The organism is Peribacillus sp. YIM B13482 (assembly GCF_042787975.1).
Classification (GTDB): domain Bacteria; phylum Bacillota; class Bacilli; order Bacillales; family DSM-1321; genus Peribacillus; species Peribacillus simplex_A.
Genome location: NZ_JBHZPF010000024.1, coordinates 1 through 19,142, shown reverse-complemented (window position 1 = coordinate 19,142; position 19,142 = coordinate 1). Strand labels below are relative to the sequence as shown.

Sequence of the window (19,142 nt, the reverse complement as noted above, 5' to 3'; positions counted from 1 at the left end):
GTCCTTATTATAGGACCAGGATATTTTTATAATGAAAATATCAATCAAGAGGAGGAGATTATGGAACATATCGAATTACTCGGGAAACACGTGATACTAACCCCAATGATGGAGCATCATATCGAACCGCTTTACGCTGCTTCCCTGCCACCTGAAATATGGAAATGGAGCGCAACAAAGATCTTGTCATATGAAGAGGCGATTTCCTATGTAAAGGAAGGCATCCGAGCAAGGGAGCAGGAACTTCATCATCCATTTGTCGTTATCGATCAAACAAATGATACGATAGTTGGCAGCACTAGCTTCAGAAATATTCAATTTCATAATCAGTCCCTGGAAATCGGTTCGACTTGGTATCATCCCGATAAATGGCGGACAGCCATTAACACAGAATGTAAGTACCTGCTATTGCAGCATGCTTTTGAAAAGTGGCACATGACCCGGGTTGAATTCAGGACGGACGAATTGAACAAAAGGTCGCGTGCAGCAATAGTCAGGCTCGGTGCCCTTGAAGAAGGCATTTTACGGATGGAGAAAAAACTGCAAGGTGGAAGGATAAGGAATACGGTGGTCTACAGCATTCTCGAGCACGAATGGTCCTGTGTGAAAAAGAACTTGGAAGCTTTTTTGGCAAGGTGAAGATGGAGAAAAAAAGTGCCGCTTATTTGAACTGTGCCCCATTTTACGGACAGTATAAAAAAAGCGCCTAAGCGGCTAATATGTGGTCCCGGTATTGTACCGGGGCTATTTTTCAGGTGAGTCTTTATGACCCGATTCAATTTTAGTTAATGAATCCTTTTGCCTTTTCGTGGATCGAATGAATATGCAAACGACAATCGCAAATAAAAGCGGCATTAGTAAAGCAAATAGAAGGTAAATCGTATCTCCAATGAACAAGTTCATTCCCCCTAAGCATTTCGATCCGCACTTTTGTCCGTAAAGCTTTTCCGTCAAACTGGATGATCACTGCTTAGTCTCCCGGTTCCTTCAAATACTTTGTGACAATCGAATCATATCCTGACACTGAATCCCATTTTCATAAATGGCCACGGAATAGTTTCTATTAAAAAAATCGCGATCGACCCCAGTTATTCTAAAACCGCATTTTTGGTAAAGGGCAAGCTGCCCTATCCCCGAATTTCCCGTGCCGATTTCAATCGTTTTATAACCTTGTTCCCTTGCATGGCTTATGGCGTGTTCAATCAATTGCTTTCCGATTCCTCTTCCATGATGCCGTTCATCCACTGCGATGTTCATTATCTCTATCAATTCAGGACCTTTTTGCAGCAAAACATAAACCCCGATGATTCGCTTATCCATCTCGGCAACAAAGCACGTCCCACTTCCCAAGTATGCTTTTACCAATTTCCTTGAAGGATCAGCCAAAAGCAACAAATGCATCGGCGGTGACTCATCCACCAATAATTCCCTTATCTTCATCCCCATACAAACCCTTCTCATTTTAGTTCTTCTACTAGAAGTTCCATCAATTCTGATGCCGGAAGTTCCCTGCTCAACTTATACCCTTGCCCTGCCCACAAAGCCATCAATTCAGGATTGTTTTTTTGTCCCGCCGCTTTTCGCATTTGCTTGGTCATGTGATGGACATAAGGATATGCGACGGGTGCAATGCTATCATATTCCCTTAAAAAGTGATTCACCAACCCGCGTGCCCTCCGGCCGCTGAAGGCGCGGGTAACTGAGGTCTGGGTAAAACGGGGATTTCCGAGAGCTGCCTTATGGACGGGACTTGCCCCGCTTTCGGGACAGCGAAGGAAAGCTGTTCCCAATTGTGCGGCTGTCGCTCCCGCTGCAAGCACGGCAGCGATATCCTTTCCATGCATCAGTCCACCCGCTGCAATGATTGGTAACTTCAGTTCATTTTCAATCATCCGTATTAATACTAAAAGACCGTAATCGTCTTCTGTGCCGTTCTCGAAGCTGGCTCGATGCCCCCCTGCCTCAATCCCCTGTACACATAGAACATCCGCACCTGCACCAGCCGCCCTTTTCGCTTCCTGAAGGTTGGTTACTGTCACGACAATAAGAGCACCGGCGCTTTGGAGCTCCCTTATTACATCTTCCGCAGGACAACCAAACGTAAAGCTGACGACATCGACCCGAGCCTCTTTTAATGCAGTTAGTTTATTTTCCCAATCATCATCATCACTATCGGCTTTTCCAATCTCAACCCCTACATTCTCGGCCTCCTTTTCAATTTTTTCACGATAGGCAAATAATAAAGTTTCATCCACCACTTCGTTACCTGGAACAAATACATTCACGCCAAATGGGCGCTGGGTCAAGTTACGAGTCTGCCCTATCTCGTCTTTCATCTGTTCTGCACTCTTATAGCCAGCGGCAAGAAATCCCAATCCTCCCGCATTGGATACTGAAGCCGCAAGCCGTGGAGTGGAGGCTCCTCCTGCCATCGGTGCTTGAATGATTGGATATCTCAGTAAATCTTTGAACAATCCACACAACTCCCTTTTGATTTTTACTCATACCCTTATCATTTTTACGTTTTCTTGATATAATGATTATCTGTAAGAGATAAGTGTCTAAATGATCACCCTTTATATCTTGCAAATATAAAACATAGGTGGTAAATAAAAAATGGAAACAAAACCATATAGAGTACTACTTTATTATTTGTATGTACCTATCGAGAATCACGAAGAATTTGCAGCCGAGCATCTTGCGGCATGTAAAGCACTTGAATTGAAAGGTCGTATCCTGGTGGCCTCAGAAGGTATCAACGGAACGGTTTCAGGTACGATTGAGCAAACCAACCAATATATGGACATGATGAAAAGCGATTCCCGCTTTGCCGATATCGTGTTTAAAATAGATGAAGCTGATGGACATGCTTTCAAAAAAATGCATGTTCGTCCGAAAAATGAACTTGTCACGCTTCGTCTGGAAGATGACATCAACCCGAACCGGACGACAGGCCAATACTTGAGCCCGAAGGAATTCTTCGAGCAAATGCAAGATGAAAATACTATCGTCCTTGATGCCAGAAATGACTATGAATTTGATTTAGGACATTTCAGGGGTGCAATCAAGCCGGAAATCACGAATTTCCGCGAACTTCCGGATTGGGTCCGTGAAAATAAACAAATGTTCGAAGGCAAAAAAATCCTTACGTATTGCACAGGCGGTATCCGCTGTGAGAAATTCTCAGGCTGGCTTGTCGAAGAAGGCTTTGAGGATGTTAGCCAGCTGCATGGCGGCATCGCAACATACGGGAAGGATCCCGAAGTCCAAGGTGACCTTTGGGATGGACAAATGTATGTATTCGATGAAAGAATTGCCGTACCCATCAACCAAAAGGAACACGTCATTGTCGGACGCGATATTTATTCCGGCGAGCCTTGTGAACGCTATGTCAATTGCGCTAACCCTGAATGCAACAAGAAAATCCTATGCAGTGAAGAGAACGAACACAAACATATGCGCAGCTGCACTCACGAATGCCGAGTGCATCCGCGTAACCGCTATGTAGCCGAGCATAACCTTTCTGAAGAAGAAGTATCTGAGAGATTACAGCAAATCGAAGAAACCTTCACGGCAAAATGATTAAGCAAACCCGAATCAGTGGACATGATCCCTATTCGGGTTTTTTTATAGCCTATATCCAATTTTCCGAAGATTACACTTGTTAACTTTCAAAACTGCCCAAACCGGAATATTACTTACATTCCTACTTCTATATCAAAATAGAAAAAACCTTCTTTAAAAGCAAAAGAAAGAATCAATCCGCTAACTTCTAAAGCTTTTTCATGATTGTCCCTTCATGAAAAAAGCGATTCCTCTTAAAAAGAATCGCTCCTGCATCAATAATTTCAGTTTGCCTCTGCACTCACAACAATTCCGCAAGCTTGTCTATCGCCCGCATCACCAGTTTTCATGGTATCTCCATCAGATCCTTTTTTTCCACTGGCTTCATAACGATCAGGAATATTGGCAAAGTTGTCTGGATTTGCATGAACGATGACAGCCAACTCTTCTTTCTTCAGTTGGTCTATTGTCATGTTATCCAATGTTGCCGTATATTTTGCTGTCCCATCTTCTTTTACATAGAGAGGGGGCATGTCCCCTGCATGATTCGAGTGCGTTTCATCAGTTGGATTGAAGTGTCCTCCCGCTGTAGTGAAAGGGCCTTCCTTAGCACGTGCGTCACATGCCGCGTTTTCGTGAATATGGAATCCATGATAGCCTGGCTCAAGGCCTTCCAAAGTGGTCTCGATCACCACAGCATTCTCTTCCGCGGAAAAGTTTACAGTACCAAGGGGTTTACCTTTTATATCTTTAACTTCTGCTTTCACCTGCGGATCCATCTCTGTATCTGTTCCTTGTCCCACTGTATTCATATCTTCGGCATTTTTGTCGCCCTGATTTGAATCATCCGCTGAATTACATCCATACAGTAAAAAGGCAGCACACATAGGCAGCACAAATTTTGGCTTATAGTTCATGATAAATCCCCTCACTCTCTTATATGTATATTCCTCTTATTATTTACCACTATTATGGAAAAATAAACAGAAAGCGGGATAAATAGGAAAATAGATTACACCAGCGAGTAGAACCTCTTACTAAATTCACAGACAAGGATCTTATATTATAGCTTAATGGGCTCACATTTTACAAAGTGATGACACCGAAAGCAATGGCTGCAATCGTCATGATGATGGTTGTCCCAAACGCCCATTTAAACAGGAATTTTTGGTGATCCCCAAAATCCACCCCTACAAGACCAATCAATATGAATGTGGCAGGCACCAATGGCGATAATGGGAATCCTGTGGTCGAATGACCTAATAAAGCCGCCCTTCCGATTTCAACAGGGGCAATACCGAAGTTCGATGCCGTTTCACTGATAATCGGCAGAATGCCAAAGTAATAGGCATCAGGTGAAAAAATGAACCCCATCGGAATGCTCGAAAGCGCTACGACCAGTGGCAAATGTGCCCCAAGCCAATCCGGAATGATGGTTACGATTGAAGCGGCCATCGAGTCCATCATCTTCGTTTCAGTGAATACACCCGTAAATATCCCTGCAGCAAAAATGAGTGTACAGATCATTACGAAACTATTGGCATGACTTAAAATCCTTTCCTGCTGTTCTTGTGGGTTCGGAAAGTTAACCAATAATGCAATAGCAAAAGCGGAGGCAAATAGGATTTGGATTGGCAGCAATTCCATCACCAGCAATACCATCAGTAAAATCGTCAAGAGCCAATTAAACCAAAATAACTTGGATGTTCCTTCAGGTGTGGTTTCAGCGGCTGCAGCCTGTTCACTCATACCAGGTGGCATGGTCCTTCCCATCGACCTGACTCCTAATCTCTCTCTTTCCTTTTTGCCAAGTACATATGCCGAAAAAAGTGTCCATAAAAGCCCGCAAATCATGACTGGAATGAGAGGAATGAATAACTCCGATACTTGAACTTGAAGGCTCGCGGCCGCTCTCACCAAAGGTCCTCCCCAAGGAATCATATTCATGACCCCCGCACCTAAACCAACGACACAGGCCAATACGAGTCTATTCATTCCTAATTTCATATAAAGCGGTAGCATGGCGGAAACGGTGATCATGAATGTAGAAGAACCATCCCCATCCAAACCTACCAACATGGTTATTATGGCAGTTGCCATGACAACCTTTAGCGGGTCGCCTTTTACAAAACTCAGTATTTTAGCGATCATGGGCTCGAATAAACCAACGTCAATCATTAATCCAAAATATAAAATAGCAAAAACGATCATGACTGCTGTTGGTGTCACCTTTAAAATACCTGCCACCATCATATCTCCCATTTCAGATGCAAACCCGCCAATCACACCAAAAGCAATCGCCGTGAGGATAAAAGCGACGACTACGGATAGACGCTTTGTGATGACTAATACCAAAAACGTTAAAATCATGCTAAATCCTAAAATAGTTAACATGTAAAAAACTCCTTTAATTTGAAAATGAACGCCTTTCCTTTTATCTAATTTTTCCGAAAAATCAATATTTTCAAATTATACCATTTGCACATTCATTAAAAAACCAGTTTTTATAAGCAAAAATCAAATTCATTTAATAAATTAGTTAATTTCTGTATACTATTATTTAGGAACCCGAAGTTTTTTTTGAAGGAAAGAAGTGTTGTATGTAAAATGAATGCTCATAAAATAGCTAAACGGAATCTTTTCATCATGTGGTTCGCCAACTTCTTCATAGGCGGAAGCATGACGATGGTTCTTCCATTCATATCTTTATACATTGGTACATTCGGGGATTATTCGACCCAATATATCCAGCATTGGTCCGGATGGACATTTGGTATCACCTTTGTGACTGCCTTTTTATTTTCTCCTATTTGGGGACGGATTGGCGACCGGTATGGCAGAAAGAAAATCTTGATTGCCTGTGCCTTTGGGATGGGACTGTCCATTTTCTTGATGGGATTCGTTGAAAATGTTTGGCAGCTTTTCGTCTTAAGGATGTTCACGGGAATATTCACTGGCTTCATATCCATGTCACAGGCCTTCATATCAACGCAGACTCCGAAAGAGATTGCCGGACGCGTACTGGGAACACTGCAAACGGGAAATATAACTGGTTCACTTTTCGGACCATTGCTTGGCGGCATTCTTGCAGACACACTCGGCTATTCAACCGCCTTTAAATTCACCTCTATCACCATTTTCATCTCTGGACTTCTTGTTTTTGCAACCAAGGAGTATCAAATGGAACGGCAAAAGGGAACAAAGTCGAGCTATACAAGCAAGGAGGTTCTCTCGCATATCATGCGGAATCCGATCCTAGTGAATGTCATGCTCATTTCGACACTTGTTCAAGTAGCCCACTTCAGCATCCAGCCCATTCTTTCTTTATACGTCGGCGAGCTGCATGGAACTTCCAATCTTGGATTTTATTCAGGTATCGCCTTTTCTGCGGCAGGCCTAGGGAATTTATTGATGGCGCGTCACTGGGGCAAGATAGGTGATCGGCATGGACATGTGAAGATTCTTGTGCTGCTTCTTTTTCTGACTGCCACTGTCTACTTGCCTGGTGCCTTCATCAATCACTTTTGGCAGCTTGTTTTTGTACGTTTCATACTGGGCATGGCAATAGGTGGCATCATCCCTGTAAGGATTGCCTACATTCGCCAAGAAGCGCCGGTCGCAATGCAGGGGGAAGTACTTGGGTACAATACGAGCCTGCGCTTTTTAGGCAATATCATCGGACCTGCTATGGGCGGTATGGTAGCTGGTTTCTATGGATTCTCCGCTGTTTTCATCACGACCAGTACCTTGCTCCTTATCGCTGGCCTGGTCCTCTATTACGCGATGCACCGCAATCCGGAGTTGGCCAGATCACATTAATCAAATTCGGGCGAGAAAACCTGCTTCCAGATGGAAGTCAGGTTTTTATCTGTTTAACGCACATACAGCCGTATTGCCAGATACATCTGAAGCTGGATCTTGTTTCGGTCGGATCCCGATTAAGGCAGTGATGCCGAGATCGACTACTTTATTCAAAAATACATATCATCAAGCATCAGAGTTATTGTGAATGCGGAATCATCGAAGGAAACCAGAAAAGGATTTGAAGCGAGTGCACTTTCAAGCCTATCAGTTAAATAACATGCTTTGTAAAGATAGGTTCAAAAGAAATGAATCAAACTTCCTGAAGGTCATAGCTTTAGGCTAACCACTTTAATATCATCATACCCACCCATAAACTGATAAGTATTTTTTCTGCACTTCAATTTTATGTTAAGATTATTTTAGGCAAATTTTATGAAAGTAAAAGACGCAAAGCCACGGGCCTAAACCAACAACTTAGTTGTCATGGCAGCCGGGCCGCCATGATTTATCTTGATTAAATCGCTTAATCATTTATTTCGTGCCCCTTTTTAATTTGCCTAAAAATTTGAAAAAAGAGGGTTATATATGTTTTTTCCAACCATTTATTCAGCTGCTACGGATGAGAGACACATAGTTAAAGATAAAAATACATGTGCATGCGGCACAAGATATAATGTATTCGCAATGTTGACAAGAAGCGACCTTCGAAAGATCAGGTTCAAGCATTATAAAGAAGTGACATGTCCAAAATGTAAATCCAGTATCCTTGATAAGGAATAGCCACTTAACACTGCCCTCTACGAAGTAGGTGAAAGGGAAAATATCGTTCCGTTAAGTAAAGCTTCCTTACCTTATGCCAATCAAGTTAAGGCACAAAATCGACATAAAAAAAGATCCTTCAAGGACTTTTATCATTGTCTTAAAAGGTGTACGGTCGGACTATAGTTGGCTCGATTGGTATAAACCGTGCAGTTTATCAGCAATCATCATTCAATCGTGTTTTCTGCATCTTCTAAAACCATGTCCGGAATGTCATGGATCCGTTCCATTCGGTAACGCAATGCACTTCGGTGTTTGAAAAATGAAATCCATAGTATTTTTGAATTTCCGTTATTGAATAGGTAGACACTTAATGTACCCATCAGATTTGCTCCCCCCTTCAGCATGTGCAAGGTCTTTCAAATTATCCAAGAGCTTGTAAGAGCCCAATTCGTCAAAAATGGCCAAGCTATTTTTTTGGAAATCCAGTTCTGCTGAATTTATAAGCATGCATGCCCTGTTTATAGACCTAATAATAATCCTCCATCTTAATGGTGGTGCCCATCCCAATATGTAGCGCCAAGGAAAGCTTATTGAAAATAGCTGTCCATTAAGATAATGATATATCTCCTCCTATACGGGGTTGCGAGTTCACTTTCCCTTCCACGGATACCATCATATCATCGCTTTTAGTCATGATGATTTCTTTATTAAGATACAGTTGTTCTTTCATATGATCCCATTCCAAGGCTTTTTCTGCCTGCCTTACAATCAGGTTCGGATGGTTAGGCAGTGACTCCACTTCCAGTTCCACAGCCCCAATGTAAATCATTTCCGCAGTCTTGAGAAACACTACCAACAGAACCAACAACTGAAACCCACCCGATTTTTCAGTAAAAGGGAAATAGGCATATAATTCATTCTCCCCCCATTACCGTAATCGTTTACTAAAGTTTTGGGGATCCTATCGAAGGACTTTGTAAACAAACATAGTTTACCGATCCTTCGTATAGATAAATGGAGGCATCTTCAGCCCTGGTCCCCCCACATGATAGCTCAAGCACTTTTTTCCTTCTTTAGGCATGAATAGTCCTGGAAATATCCATATAGATAGAAAGAAGGTCACATGCTATAATTTAGTGCGTTAACAATGAAAGTAACACACATATATAAAAGAAAGAAGGAGTGTTTCTTTGAATACATCAGCATACAAACAGGAATGGTTCGGTAACGTTCGGGGGGATGTTCTTTCCGGAATTGTCGTTGCCTTGGCATTGATTCCAGAGGCGATTGCCTTTTCGATCATTGCTGGTGTTGACCCAATGGTAGGTCTATATGCCTCATTCTGCATTGCCATCGCCATCTCGTTTTTCGGCGGAAGGCCGGGAATGATATCGGCTGCCACTGGAGCAATGGCACTCGTAATGGTCGATCTTGTTAAAGATCACGGCTTGAACTATTTACTTGCTGCAACTATATTGACTGGTTTGCTGCAAATTTTACTAGGGGTTTTAAAAATCGGGAAATTAATGAAGTTCATCCCGAAGCCGGTCATGACTGGTTTTGTGAATTCTCTAGCCATCTTGATTTTCACGGCACAGCTTACCCATTTCGTGGGCGAATCATGGATTATGTATCTCATGACAGCCATTTCATTAGCTATCATTTATCTTTTTCCGCTGATCACGAAAGTCATACCTTCACCACTTGTCGCCATCATATTCATGACAATCGTTGCAGTTACCACGGGAGCTACGGTGCGTACGGTTGGGGATATGGGGCAATTGACTGAAGCCCTTCCGATGTTCATGCTTCCAGACATCCCTTTGACCTTCGAAACTTTGGCGATCATTTTCCCTTATTCCATAGCCCTTGCGTTTGTCGGGTTGCTTGAATCATTATTGACCGCTCAAATTGTCGATGAGATGACTGACACGGACAGTAATAAAAATAAAGAAGCCAAAGGCCAAGGGATTTCGAATATCATTGCCGGATGTTTTGGCGGAATGGCAGGATGTGCGATGATCGGCCAATCCGGTATCAACATTAAATCGGGAGGAAGGGGCCGGCTTTCCACTTTTGTAGCTGGCGCATTTCTTATGGTATTAATCGTGGTATTGAATGATGTCCTTGTTAAAATACCGATGGCTGCCCTTGTCGCAGTCATGATCATGGTTTCAATCGGGACCTTTGACTGGTCTTCCCTAAAGCGGCTCACTAAAGCTCCAAAGACGGATGCAGCAGTGATGATCGTGACGGTCCTCATTGTTCTTTATACACATGACTTATCTAAAGGGGTATTTGCTGGAGTGCTCTTGAGCATGATTTTCTTCTCGGCTAAAATTTCTAAAGTGGCTGTTGAGAAAACGGAAGACATCCATGCCAAGAAAATCATATATCGTATCAGCGGACAAATATTTTTCGCTTCGGTTCAGGACTTTGTTTCTAAGTTCGATTTCAAGGAAAAAGCCGAAACGGTCATCATCGATTTTTCCCATTCTAAAATATGGGATGCTTCTGCAGTCGGTGCTGTTGATACGGTTGTCCTTAAATATCAGTTTCAAGGTACACCTGTCCAGGTGCAAGGCCTGGACGAGGAGAGTTCGTTATTGCTTGAAAAACTCGCCACCTCAGAAAGTAAAATATCTTGAAAAAGTATAATTCTGCTGAATAGAAACTTTTCAAACCGACAAAATAGATAACATGAAATATTTCCTTTTGAAAGGAGCGAAAAGCATGACATCCGATCAGGATTATACAGCAGCGAATCTGTCACCAGATTTATTGAATGAACTGAAAAGCTTTGAAAGCAAACTTGGCGAGGAAGCCAATAAAGAACTGATTGTCATCGCCTATGAAAAAGAAAAGGAAACCTTAAATTAAAAAAAAAGACTCAAACACCTTTAAATGGATGGTTGAGTCTTTTTTTGATGTACAGAAAAGGGGCCCCAAAGTATTAAATGGGCACCCCTTTTCCAATATTATTTACTGAATACGTCCGTTAAAACCGGAACGATTTGTTTTTTACGCGATACAACGCCCTCTAAGACGGCAATGTTATTGTTTAATGAAACGTCATATGCCTTTTCCACTGCATCAGCCGCTTTTCCAAGAGCCAAGGCCACAGAATCATTGGTCAAGATATCCGTTACGACGAATAGGAATAAATCCAATTCCTTCACAGCGATGACCGATTCAATGGCTGCTTCTATTTCAGCTTGCTTAGCAAGAACTTCGTTCGGATCTACAGCATTGACCTGAGCTATCTCAACTTTAGCCATTCCCATGGAGAATTCTTTTGCATCAAGAGTGATTAGCTGGGCAATCGTCTTGTCGCTCAAGTCAGCTCCCGCCTTCAACATTTCCAAGCCATATGTTTCAGCGTTTACTCCCGCAATATCAGCCAGTTCCATAGCTGCTGCAACGTCTTGCTCTGTGCATGTCGGGGATTTGAACAATAAAGAATCGGAAATTATGGCAGATAGCATAAGTCCGGCGATCGTTTTAGGGACTTCAATGCCGTTTTCTTTATAGATTTTATTTAAAATGGTTGCCGTACAGCCAACTGGCTCCGCACGGTAATATAAAGGATCGCTTGTTTCAAAGTTAGCGATACGGTGATGGTCAATAACTTCCAACACACGGACTTGGTCAATATCTTCTGCACTTTGCTGGCGTTCGTTGTGGTCGACCAGGATCACGCCATCCGCTTCCCCTGCCACTTTTTCCACAAGGCGGGGAGCTTCGAATTTGAATTGGTCCAACGCATATTGAGTTTCACCATTCACTTCACCCAGACGAACTGGTTCAGCGTTGATACCTAGTTGCTTTTTAAGATCTGCATAAGCGATTGCTGAACAGATTGTGTCTGTATCCGGGTTTTTATGTCCAAAAACTAATACTTTTTCCAAGATTTTAACCCCTTTTTCATAAATATTTTTCCGCGAATCCCCTCATCGCAATAAGGGAGACCCACCTTTACTATACACTTTATTTTAACACAAAATCCCGTAAATTCAGTGCTCGAATTACCCATTCCCCAATAAAATCTTTCATTCTCAATCCCTCTACCTTCACTTTGTCAATAGATAAGGGTTGGTTTTTCTCAAATATATTAGTTGAATTATCATCGTATATGGCTTACGATAATATAAGCAGAAATACTAGATATTGATTACACAAACAATACTAATAACTATATATAGAATATTTTATAATCAAAGGTGCCAGTGATGGCTGAAAAGGGAATCCGGTGTAAACCCGGAACTGTCCCCGCAACTGTAAATGTGACGAAATGAGAAACCACTGTATAGCTCTCTCTATACGGGAAGGACTCAAAGTAGGATGATCATGAGTCAGGAGACCTGCCTTGATTTTTTCATGTTTCTTATTCTTCGGGGATTGAGATGATGAAACGATAGTATAATGGCTATTTTTTCATGGTTCTTTTATTCTATCGTTTGATCCGCTCAATCCATTTGGGCGGTTTTTTTATTTTAGCGGAAGTTTACAAGGAGGATTATTAATGACTCAAACATATAACTCTACCATAAGCGAAAATGACACCGAAACGAATTCAATCCAGCTTGAGATGTTATCAAAGGAATTCGAAGGCCGTCTCGATATGGAAAAGTTCAAAAAGCGTTTTATAAAATGGCTTGATCGCAAAAGTGACTCAACCGATGAACAGGCATCAAAAAAACTGATTCAGCTCGCTCTTGAAAGTGTGGATATAGATGCTCCCGATTGGACGTTCGTTGCTGCAGCAGAACTATTGAATACGATGTATAGGGATGCACAGGCAAATCGAGGTTATGAAGGCATGAGTTATGGCCCATTCTATGAACTGATCACGGAACTCTCGCAACTTTCAGAAGGCCAGCGTTATCCCATTTATAAATCAGAACTGCTAGCTTCTTATACGAAAGCAGAAATTGAGGAATTGGGTTCGGTGATCGACCCGGAAAAGGATAAATTATTTTCTTACATAGGCATCTACTTATTAAACGATCGCTACCTAGCCCGCCCAAAAAAAGACAAGGTCTACGAACTGCCTCAAGAGCGCTTCATGATCATCGCGATGGAAATCATGCGAATGGAAAAAACGGAGCATCGTCTTCAACTAATAAAAGAAGCTTACTGGGCTATGTCCAACCTTTATATGACTGTTGCGACGCCTACTCTATCCAATGCAGGTAAAACGCATGGACAGTTAAGCTCTTGTTTTATCGACGCAATTGAAGATTCCATTGACGGCATCTATCTATCTAACTACGATGCTGCAAAAGTATCAAAATTCGGCGGCGGTGTAGGTCTTTACGTTGGTAAGATTCGTTCGCTTGGTTCTGATATCCGAGGTTTCTCTGGAAACAGTTCCGGCACGACTCCCTGGATCCGGCTATTCAACCAGACAGCTGTCAGTGTCGATCAATTGGGGCAACGTAAAGGTGCCATCGCGATTTACTTGGATGCCTGGCATAAAGATATTATGAGCTTTCTTGATTTGAAGACGCAAAACGGGGATGACAGATTAAAAGCCCATGATATTTTTACAGGTGTATGTATTCCTGATTTGTTCATGGAGGCTGTACGCGACAGAAAAGAATGGTATCTTTTCGATCCACACACCGTCAAGCAAACCCTTGGATTCTCACTTGAAGATCTTTATGACGAGAAGAAAGGCGAAGGAAGCTTCAGGAATCATTATGCACTTGCTGTCGAGGCCGCAGAAAACGGTACACTTCCAAACTATAGCTTTGAAAAAATCAATGCGATGGACATCATGAAAAGCATCATGATTTCTCAATTAGAAGAAGGCGTACCATATATGTTCTACCGCGATGAAGTGAACCGGAAGAATCCGAATAAACATAAAGGCATGATTTACTGTTCTAACCTTTGTACGGAGATTGCTCAAAACTTAAGCCCTTCGACGATTACGGATGAATATGAAACAGAAGATGGAGATGTCGTTGTGGTCCGTAAAAGCGGCGATTTCGTTGTCTGCAACCTATCATCCATTAACTTGCCCCGTGCGGTGAGCAGCGATGTTTTGGAGAGGTTAATTCCCATTCAGGTCCGGATGCTGGATAACGTCATTGATGTCAATAATCTTCCGGTCAAGCAAGCATCCATCTCGAACAAACGTTACCGGGCAATTGGTCTAGGAACGTTTGGATGGCATCATTTACTTGCCACTCAGAATATTTATTGGGAATCGGATGAGGCTGTTCACTATGCCGATGCTTTATACGAAAAGATCGCTTACTTAACAATCAAAGCATCCAACGAGTTGGCCAAGGAAAAAGGATCATACCCATATTTCGAAGGATCGGATTGGCATACAGGGGAATATTTCGAACTTCGTGACTATACAGATCAAAAATGGATGGATTTAAAAGCAGATGTGCAGGAGCACGGTACCCGTAATGGATATTTAATGGCTATTGCCCCCAATTCATCGACTGCTAAAATCGGTAATTCAACGGATGGAATCGATCCTTTGTATGAAATTGAATTTTACGAGGAAAAGAAAAACTTCAAATTCAAGGTGACCGCACCAGGATTGACGCCAAATACGTATGAATATTATAAAAAGACCCGCTTTAATTTGGACCAACTGGAGAGCATCAGGCAAAATGCAGCCCGCCAACGCCATATTGACCAAGCAATCAGCTTTAATCTGTATGTACACAACACAATCAAAGCGAAGGTCCTATTGGATATCCATTTAACGGCGTGGGAATCCGGGTTGAAATCAACGTATTATGTTCGTTCGACTTCTTCCGAATATGACAATGCCTGCGAAAGCTGTTCTAGTTAACGACGATCAAACCCTTAGTAATCTATTCTTAAAGGAGTTTTCACGAATGACCAATCATATAAAAAAGATCCGGATGCTGGAACCAACGCATCCAACTAAAGCGACCGGTGTTTTCAAAGGAGAAGCTTCAGGCTTTCTCCTTTGGAACGATATTCAGTATGAGAAATTCTATGATACCTATACACAGCTCATCAATAACTTTTGGAAGCCTTCAAGCGTGAACATGATTCAGGATAAAAAGCAGTGGGGAGAATTGGACGAAGATATCCAGGACGCTTTTCTTGATATCCTTACGATGATTGCTGGAATGGACAGTCTACAAACGCCTACTTTAGTAGAAATCCTTCGGTATATAAAGGATCCTGCGGCAAAAGCTATCCTGGCAAACATGGCCCAACAGGAATCCATCCATAATGAATCCTATTCCTATATCCTTGCTTCCCTGATACCGGTAGGCAAGCAAAAACAGCTTTTCGACCGCATTAAAGAACATCCGGAAGTGATTAAGCGTAATCAACCGATCGTGGATGCCTACCAAAAGTTTGTGGACGATCCAAGCCCTCAGCATTTATTCGAGGCACTGATCCATTCAACGAACCTCGAAGGGATTTATTTCTATCTGGCTTTCGCCTTCTATTATAATTTAGGACGCCAGAACCTTATGACCGGCTCGGCGACGATGATATCCTATATCCATCGCGATGAAATGGTCCATTTCGATTTCATTGGAATGCTCGTTCAAATCTTGATGTATGAATATCCAGAGTTAAATAATGAAGAAAACACGAAATTCATCTATAAAACGATTGAAAAAGCCGTCGAACTCGAAAAGGAATGGTCTGAGTATATGCTTGAAGATATCCAAACCAAAGCCGATCTCGATTTGGAAGAGTTCAATGAATACATCGAATATATCGCCAACAAACGGCTTCGCATGCTAGGCCTTGAAAACTTGTATAAAGAGTATAGTGAAAACCCGATGCCTTGGATCAAAACGTTCGATGATGAATCCATCGGCCTTACCAAAACCGATTTCTTCGAACAGAAGTCAAGGACCTACAGTCAAGTAAATGCCAGCAATGGATTCGATGAGCTATAAAATCGCCATTGTCTATCATTCTGCTGGAGGAAATACAAAAGCTCTTGCTGAAGCCATCGCTTCCCTATTACCTGGAGCTGAACTATATCAACTGCATGAATTCGATTTAGGTACATTGCCCGATTACGATGCATTGATCGTCGGTACCTATACATGGGGAAATGGGGAGCTTCCTGCCAAATCAGCAGCCCTTTACAAAGAACTGGAACAGTTGCCTATTGCTCATCTGAAAACGGGAGTCTTTGGCACTGGTGAAACCAACTATAATCATTTTTGTGGAGCGGTCGATCATTTCCGGGACATGTTATTTGCCAAAAGCCAGTTATTGGTGACATTGAAGATAGAACAGATGTATCAAGAATCAGACTTGCCCAGACTTCAAAAGTTCGCCTCGCTATTCCAGAACTGACTAAAAGGTGATATGCGTTTTCGCATATCACCTTTTAGTATTTTTTTAAAAATTTGGCTCCCTATATCATAGCAGCGGTAAGCATGAAGTATAATGGAATAAAAAGGGGATAATATCCAATGACTGAAAATTTAACCCAGTTCCTGCCTATCCTGTTTATGCTAGCGCTTGTCGTATTCGTTATATTCATCGTTTTTTACCTGGCAGGGCATTTTAATCGTTCTAAACGGATCGAAGAAAAATTGGACAAAGTATTAAGGGAAATGGCCGAAAAAAAAGAAGAATAAACGTGGTTTCCCTTACAGGGGAAAATAAAAAGACTCCAGTATCGGAGTCTTTTTTTATATGCGTTCAATTATTTTTGAACGTTAGCTGCTTGTGGTCCACGAGCGCCTTGCTCGATTTCGAAAGAAACTTCTTGGCCTTCTTCAAGAGTTTTGAAGCCTTCGCCTTGGATAGCTGAGAAATGTACGAATACATCGTCTTGGCCTTCAACTTCGATGAAACCGAAACCTTTTTCTGCGTTAAACCATTTTACTTTACCTTGTACCATGATAGTTCCTCCTGTGTTTGGAAAAATCCATTTTATTACTATTTTTGGTTCTGGATAATGTTTCAAGAGGAATCCTATAACAGTAAATCCTTCTATCAAACTTATTCCGAACAAAAATAATTACTCATATTATATCATGGAAAATCCAAAAAAAACAAGATTATCGCAGTAATTCCACCGACAAATTATCCTAAAATTCTACATTTTCCGCTTCTTGCTTTGACGGAAACCTTCGTCCAATAAGTAGCGCTCCGCCTCTACTGGACTCTCGAAACACTCCTCAAGATTCGAGCCTGAATACACGTTCCAAAGCTGATCTTCCCTTTCAAGTGAAAGCTCTTGCTTTTCACGGCCAATCCATGTTCCTTCCAACCTAGCGAACTCGTTTTCCTCTTCTTCGATTTCAACAGGAGGTTCAGAAAGATAATCCATGCTTTTTTGAATCAATTCTTTTAATTCCGCTTCATTATAGTCACGTATATTGATAAATCCTTTACGGTCAGTATCTTTTTTTCTCATATGGCCAGCGTAAACGAATCCATTTCCATTGGGATGCAAATGCTGAACGACTATCTTTTTCTCCTGGACACTTTCTGGGTAATGGAAATTCACACGCCCCAATGAAACGTCTTTTCGCTGTAATTCCGGAAAAGTTTCAATGATGCTCAATTTTTCTTCAAATGTTAACAAATTTCTTCCTCATTTCATTAGTTCATATTGTTTGTCGATTATAACACAGACTGATAAGAAACAATAATCTCCCTCTTCCTTTATAATGTAATGAAAGGAAGTGATATGATTTGATCATGAAAATTCGGGACTTGGATTCCGATTTTGGCCAGCAGCTTTTTAAACTTCAAAAAAAATCCTATACGGTGGAAGCGGATTTGATCGGCTTTCCCGATATCCCTCCTTTATTGGAAACATATGAACAATTCATTCATTGTAATGAATCGTTCATATGCTTTTTAGAAGGTGATGCCTTAGCTGGAGCGATATCCTATACAATAGAAAATAGACTAATGCGGATTTGCAGAATGATCGTCCATCCCGCTTATTTTCGTCAGGGTATTGCGGATGCCCTTTTGAATGACCTTCAATTACAAGGCGGCTGGGAAAAGATATCCGTTTCGACCGGTAAAATGAACCTGCCTGCACGGAAGCTATATGAAAAAAACGGCTTTACCCATAAAGAAGACATAGAGGCCGCACCTAATCTTTTCATAAGCATATTTGAGAAAAAGCATTCATTTTATGTACGTCACGACAAAAAGCATCATGAATGAGATGACGATGATCACAGCAACCCATAGCCAGGCCAATGTCATATTCCCGGAGTCCATGGCGACATATATCGCGGTTGGTATGGTTTGTGTCTGTCCGGGGATGTTTCCGGCAAACATTAGTGTCGCCCCGAATTCCCCCAATGCACGTGCAGAACTCAATATGGCACCTGTGATGATGGATCTGACTGCCAATGGAAGCGATACAAATAGGAACAATCTCCACTCGCCCGCCCCGTCAACTCTTGCTGCATTTTCGATTTCTTCATCAATACCTTCAAAGCCTGTTTTAGCGGATTGGTACATAAGCGGAAAAGCTACCACGGTGGATGCAATAACCGCCGCCCACCAAGTGAACATTAGGGGCTGATCAAAAACCCTTTCGATGAATTGGCCTGGCATTCCATTCTTCCCAAAAATCACAATCAATAAAAAACCTACGACAGAAGGTGGCAAAACGAGCGGCAATAAAAATGCTGTTTCCAACAGGACTCTTCCCCTGAATTGCTTTTTAGCCATCATTCGCGCCAGGATAATCCCTAAAATGAAAACAAGGATACCCGCTAGTCCCGCCACCTGTATCGATAGCCTGACAGGTGACCAAAAATCCCCTGTCATGGTATTATCCGCACATCCATGTAAAATATCAGCCTATGCAGGTCCTTGATCGGCCATATCACCGAATCGTTTTTTTTTTCATTAAAGGCAGATTGCATTTCATTTTCTCCCTTTCCTTTTGAAATAACTATTAAGTTTATTTTTCTTGACATCTTGCTGACACATAGGAACGTTAAAGTAAGAGTATCACAAATATAAAAATAATTTCATCCAATAAACTTTTAATTTTG

Annotated in this window: 21 protein-coding genes and 2 riboswitches; of the genes, 10 read left to right on the top strand and 11 right to left on the bottom strand. The window is 41.8% G+C overall.

Annotated features, from left to right (window positions below; all coding sequences use genetic code 11):
• The first annotated feature begins 60 nt into the window (after nt 1-60).
• Nucleotides 61-639: a GNAT family N-acetyltransferase gene (locus ACFX4L_RS13235; protein WP_377382536.1), complete on the top strand. Its 579-nt coding sequence runs from the start codon at nt 61-63 to the stop codon at nt 637-639.
• 105 nt (nt 640-744) lie between these two features.
• Here ACFX4L_RS13235 and ACFX4L_RS13230 read toward each other — a convergent pair whose 3' ends face one another.
• From ACFX4L_RS13230 to ACFX4L_RS13220, 3 genes are all read right to left on the bottom strand, one after another.
• Nucleotides 745-897, bottom strand: a complete 153-nt coding sequence (locus tag ACFX4L_RS13230) for a hypothetical protein (RefSeq protein WP_377382534.1) — start codon at nt 895-897, stop codon at nt 745-747.
• A gap of 90 nt (nt 898-987) precedes the next feature.
• A complete protein-coding gene (locus ACFX4L_RS13225; RefSeq protein WP_377405388.1) occupies nt 988-1,440 on the bottom strand; it encodes a GNAT family N-acetyltransferase in 453 nt (150 codons plus the stop codon).
• Nucleotides 1,441-1,457: 17 nt separating this feature from the next.
• The gene (locus ACFX4L_RS13220) at nt 1,458-2,432 is read right to left on the bottom strand and encodes a nitronate monooxygenase (protein ID WP_377405386.1); all 975 of its coding nucleotides are present in this window, start codon (nt 2,430-2,432) and stop codon (nt 1,458-1,460) included.
• Nucleotides 2,433-2,616: 184 nt separating this feature from the next.
• On the opposite strand from ACFX4L_RS13220, the gene trhO reads away from it, so the two are divergent.
• Nucleotides 2,617-3,582: an oxygen-dependent tRNA uridine(34) hydroxylase TrhO gene (gene trhO, locus ACFX4L_RS13215; RefSeq protein ID WP_284471572.1), complete on the top strand. Its 966-nt coding sequence runs from the start codon at nt 2,617-2,619 to the stop codon at nt 3,580-3,582.
• Nucleotides 3,583-3,848: 266 nt separating this feature from the next.
• On the opposite strand, the gene ACFX4L_RS13210 is transcribed toward trhO, so the two are convergent.
• Together ACFX4L_RS13210 and ACFX4L_RS13205 are read right to left on the bottom strand one after the other, a co-directional pair.
• Complete coding sequence (locus ACFX4L_RS13210; RefSeq protein WP_377405367.1) at nt 3,849-4,481, bottom strand: superoxide dismutase family protein; 633 nt, start codon at nt 4,479-4,481, stop codon at nt 3,849-3,851.
• A 169-nt stretch (nt 4,482-4,650) separates the two neighbouring features.
• Complete coding sequence (locus ACFX4L_RS13205; RefSeq protein ID WP_089363748.1) at nt 4,651-5,958, bottom strand: CitMHS family transporter; 1,308 nt, start codon at nt 5,956-5,958, stop codon at nt 4,651-4,653.
• Between the two features lie 213 nt (nt 5,959-6,171).
• On the opposite strand from ACFX4L_RS13205, the gene ACFX4L_RS13200 reads away from it, so the two are divergent.
• Nucleotides 6,172-7,383, top strand: coding sequence for an MFS transporter (locus ACFX4L_RS13200; RefSeq protein WP_089363747.1), 1,212 nt, complete (start codon nt 6,172-6,174; stop codon nt 7,381-7,383).
• Nucleotides 7,384-7,780: 397 nt separating this feature from the next.
• Nucleotides 7,781-7,871: riboswitch (cyclic di-GMP riboswitch) on the top strand.
• A 483-nt stretch (nt 7,872-8,354) separates the two neighbouring features.
• Here ACFX4L_RS13200 and ACFX4L_RS13195 read toward each other — a convergent pair.
• Both ACFX4L_RS13195 and ACFX4L_RS13190 read right to left on the bottom strand, forming a co-directional pair.
• Complete coding sequence (locus ACFX4L_RS13195) at nt 8,355-8,510, bottom strand: hypothetical protein (protein ID WP_377382529.1); 156 nt, start codon at nt 8,508-8,510, stop codon at nt 8,355-8,357.
• Nucleotides 8,511-8,737: 227 nt separating this feature from the next.
• Nucleotides 8,738-8,998 carry a hypothetical protein gene (locus tag ACFX4L_RS13190; RefSeq protein ID WP_377405365.1) on the bottom strand — a complete coding sequence of 87 codons (261 nt, stop codon included), beginning with the start codon at nt 8,996-8,998 and terminating at the stop codon, nt 8,738-8,740.
• 322 nt (nt 8,999-9,320) lie between these two features.
• Between ACFX4L_RS13190 and ACFX4L_RS13185 the strand changes: the two genes are divergently transcribed.
• Together ACFX4L_RS13185 and ACFX4L_RS13180 are read left to right on the top strand one after the other, a co-directional pair.
• Nucleotides 9,321-10,778, top strand: a complete 1,458-nt coding sequence (locus tag ACFX4L_RS13185; protein ID WP_089363744.1) for a SulP family inorganic anion transporter — start codon at nt 9,321-9,323, stop codon at nt 10,776-10,778.
• An 85-nt stretch (nt 10,779-10,863) separates the two neighbouring features.
• Nucleotides 10,864-11,010, top strand: a complete 147-nt coding sequence (locus ACFX4L_RS13180) for a hypothetical protein (protein WP_155727240.1) — start codon at nt 10,864-10,866, stop codon at nt 11,008-11,010.
• 98 nt (nt 11,011-11,108) lie between these two features.
• Here the strand turns inward: ACFX4L_RS13180 and ACFX4L_RS13175 are convergent, their stop codons facing one another.
• Entirely contained in the window at nt 11,109-12,038 is a 930-nt protein-coding gene (locus ACFX4L_RS13175; protein ID WP_284471578.1) for a manganese-dependent inorganic pyrophosphatase, read from the bottom strand.
• A 293-nt stretch (nt 12,039-12,331) separates the two neighbouring features.
• A riboswitch (cobalamin riboswitch) is annotated at nt 12,332-12,513 on the top strand.
• Nucleotides 12,514-12,652: 139 nt separating this feature from the next.
• Here ACFX4L_RS13175 and ACFX4L_RS13170 point away from each other — a divergent pair.
• The 4 genes from ACFX4L_RS13170 (at nt 12,653) to ACFX4L_RS13155 (ending at nt 16,745) form a co-directional block, all read left to right on the top strand.
• Nucleotides 12,653-14,950 carry a ribonucleoside-diphosphate reductase subunit alpha gene (locus ACFX4L_RS13170; protein WP_377382525.1) on the top strand — a complete coding sequence of 766 codons (2,298 nt, stop codon included), beginning with the start codon at nt 12,653-12,655 and terminating at the stop codon, nt 14,948-14,950.
• Nucleotides 14,951-14,996: 46 nt separating this feature from the next.
• Entirely contained in the window at nt 14,997-16,049 is a 1,053-nt protein-coding gene (locus ACFX4L_RS13165; RefSeq protein ID WP_061461932.1) for a ribonucleotide-diphosphate reductase subunit beta, read from the top strand.
• Nucleotides 16,039-16,458 (top strand): flavodoxin domain-containing protein, encoded by a 420-nt coding sequence (locus tag ACFX4L_RS13160; protein WP_284471580.1) that lies wholly within the window; start codon nt 16,039-16,041, stop codon nt 16,456-16,458. Before ACFX4L_RS13165 ends, ACFX4L_RS13160 begins: the two co-directional genes overlap by 11 nt.
• A 119-nt stretch (nt 16,459-16,577) precedes the next feature.
• Nucleotides 16,578-16,745: a hypothetical protein gene (locus tag ACFX4L_RS13155; RefSeq protein ID WP_284471581.1), complete on the top strand. Its 168-nt coding sequence runs from the start codon at nt 16,578-16,580 to the stop codon at nt 16,743-16,745.
• 68 nt (nt 16,746-16,813) lie between these two features.
• Here ACFX4L_RS13155 and ACFX4L_RS13150 read toward each other — a convergent pair whose 3' ends face one another.
• Both ACFX4L_RS13150 and ACFX4L_RS13145 read right to left on the bottom strand, forming a co-directional pair.
• Nucleotides 16,814-17,011 carry a cold-shock protein gene (locus ACFX4L_RS13150; RefSeq protein ID WP_028393295.1) on the bottom strand — a complete coding sequence of 66 codons (198 nt, stop codon included), beginning with the start codon at nt 17,009-17,011 and terminating at the stop codon, nt 16,814-16,816.
• Nucleotides 17,012-17,209: 198 nt separating this feature from the next.
• Nucleotides 17,210-17,701, bottom strand: a complete 492-nt coding sequence (locus tag ACFX4L_RS13145; protein WP_089363742.1) for a hypothetical protein — start codon at nt 17,699-17,701, stop codon at nt 17,210-17,212.
• Between the two features lie 116 nt (nt 17,702-17,817).
• Between ACFX4L_RS13145 and ACFX4L_RS13140 the strand changes: the two genes are divergently transcribed.
• Nucleotides 17,818-18,297, top strand: a complete 480-nt coding sequence (locus tag ACFX4L_RS13140; RefSeq protein WP_284472115.1) for a GNAT family N-acetyltransferase — start codon at nt 17,818-17,820, stop codon at nt 18,295-18,297.
• Here the strand turns inward: ACFX4L_RS13140 and modB are convergent.
• Nucleotides 18,259-18,912, bottom strand: coding sequence for a molybdate ABC transporter permease subunit (modB, locus tag ACFX4L_RS13135; protein ID WP_284471582.1), 654 nt, complete (start codon nt 18,910-18,912; stop codon nt 18,259-18,261). The genes ACFX4L_RS13140 and modB overlap by 39 nt on opposite strands.
• Between the last annotated feature and the right edge of the window lie 230 nt (nt 18,913-19,142).

What these genes read in the sequence shown, in the direction of transcription:
- ACFX4L_RS13235 (WP_377382536.1), top strand. Translation starts at nt 61, where the DNA reads ATGGAACATATCGAATTACTCGGGAAACACGTGATACTAACCCCAATG.
- ACFX4L_RS13225 (WP_377405388.1), bottom strand. Translation starts at nt 1,440, where the DNA reads ATGAAGATAAGGGAATTATTGGTGGATGAGTCACCGCCGATGCATTTG.
- ACFX4L_RS13220 (WP_377405386.1), bottom strand. Translation starts at nt 2,432, where the DNA reads ATGGCAGGAGGAGCCTCCACTCCACGGCTTGCGGCTTCAGTATCCAAT.
- trhO (WP_284471572.1), top strand. Translation starts at nt 2,617, where the DNA reads ATGGAAACAAAACCATATAGAGTACTACTTTATTATTTGTATGTACCT.
- ACFX4L_RS13210 (WP_377405367.1), bottom strand. Translation starts at nt 4,481, where the DNA reads ATGAACTATAAGCCAAAATTTGTGCTGCCTATGTGTGCTGCCTTTTTA.
- ACFX4L_RS13205 (WP_089363748.1), bottom strand. Translation starts at nt 5,958, where the DNA reads ATGTTAACTATTTTAGGATTTAGCATGATTTTAACGTTTTTGGTATTA.
- ACFX4L_RS13200 (WP_089363747.1), top strand. Translation starts at nt 6,172, where the DNA reads ATGAATGCTCATAAAATAGCTAAACGGAATCTTTTCATCATGTGGTTC.
- ACFX4L_RS13195 (WP_377382529.1), bottom strand. Translation starts at nt 8,510, where the DNA reads ATGGGTACATTAAGTGTCTACCTATTCAATAACGGAAATTCAAAAATA.
- ACFX4L_RS13180 (WP_155727240.1), top strand. Translation starts at nt 10,864, where the DNA reads ATGACATCCGATCAGGATTATACAGCAGCGAATCTGTCACCAGATTTA.
- ACFX4L_RS13170 (WP_377382525.1), top strand. Translation starts at nt 12,653, where the DNA reads ATGACTCAAACATATAACTCTACCATAAGCGAAAATGACACCGAAACG.
- ACFX4L_RS13165 (WP_061461932.1), top strand. Translation starts at nt 14,997, where the DNA reads ATGACCAATCATATAAAAAAGATCCGGATGCTGGAACCAACGCATCCA.
- ACFX4L_RS13160 (WP_284471580.1), top strand. Translation starts at nt 16,039, where the DNA reads ATGAGCTATAAAATCGCCATTGTCTATCATTCTGCTGGAGGAAATACA.
- ACFX4L_RS13155 (WP_284471581.1), top strand. Translation starts at nt 16,578, where the DNA reads ATGACTGAAAATTTAACCCAGTTCCTGCCTATCCTGTTTATGCTAGCG.
- ACFX4L_RS13150 (WP_028393295.1), bottom strand. Translation starts at nt 17,011, where the DNA reads ATGGTACAAGGTAAAGTAAAATGGTTTAACGCAGAAAAAGGTTTCGGT.
- ACFX4L_RS13140 (WP_284472115.1), top strand. Translation starts at nt 17,818, where the DNA reads ATGAAAATTCGGGACTTGGATTCCGATTTTGGCCAGCAGCTTTTTAAA.
- modB (WP_284471582.1), bottom strand. Translation starts at nt 18,912, where the DNA reads ATGACAGGGGATTTTTGGTCACCTGTCAGGCTATCGATACAGGTGGCG.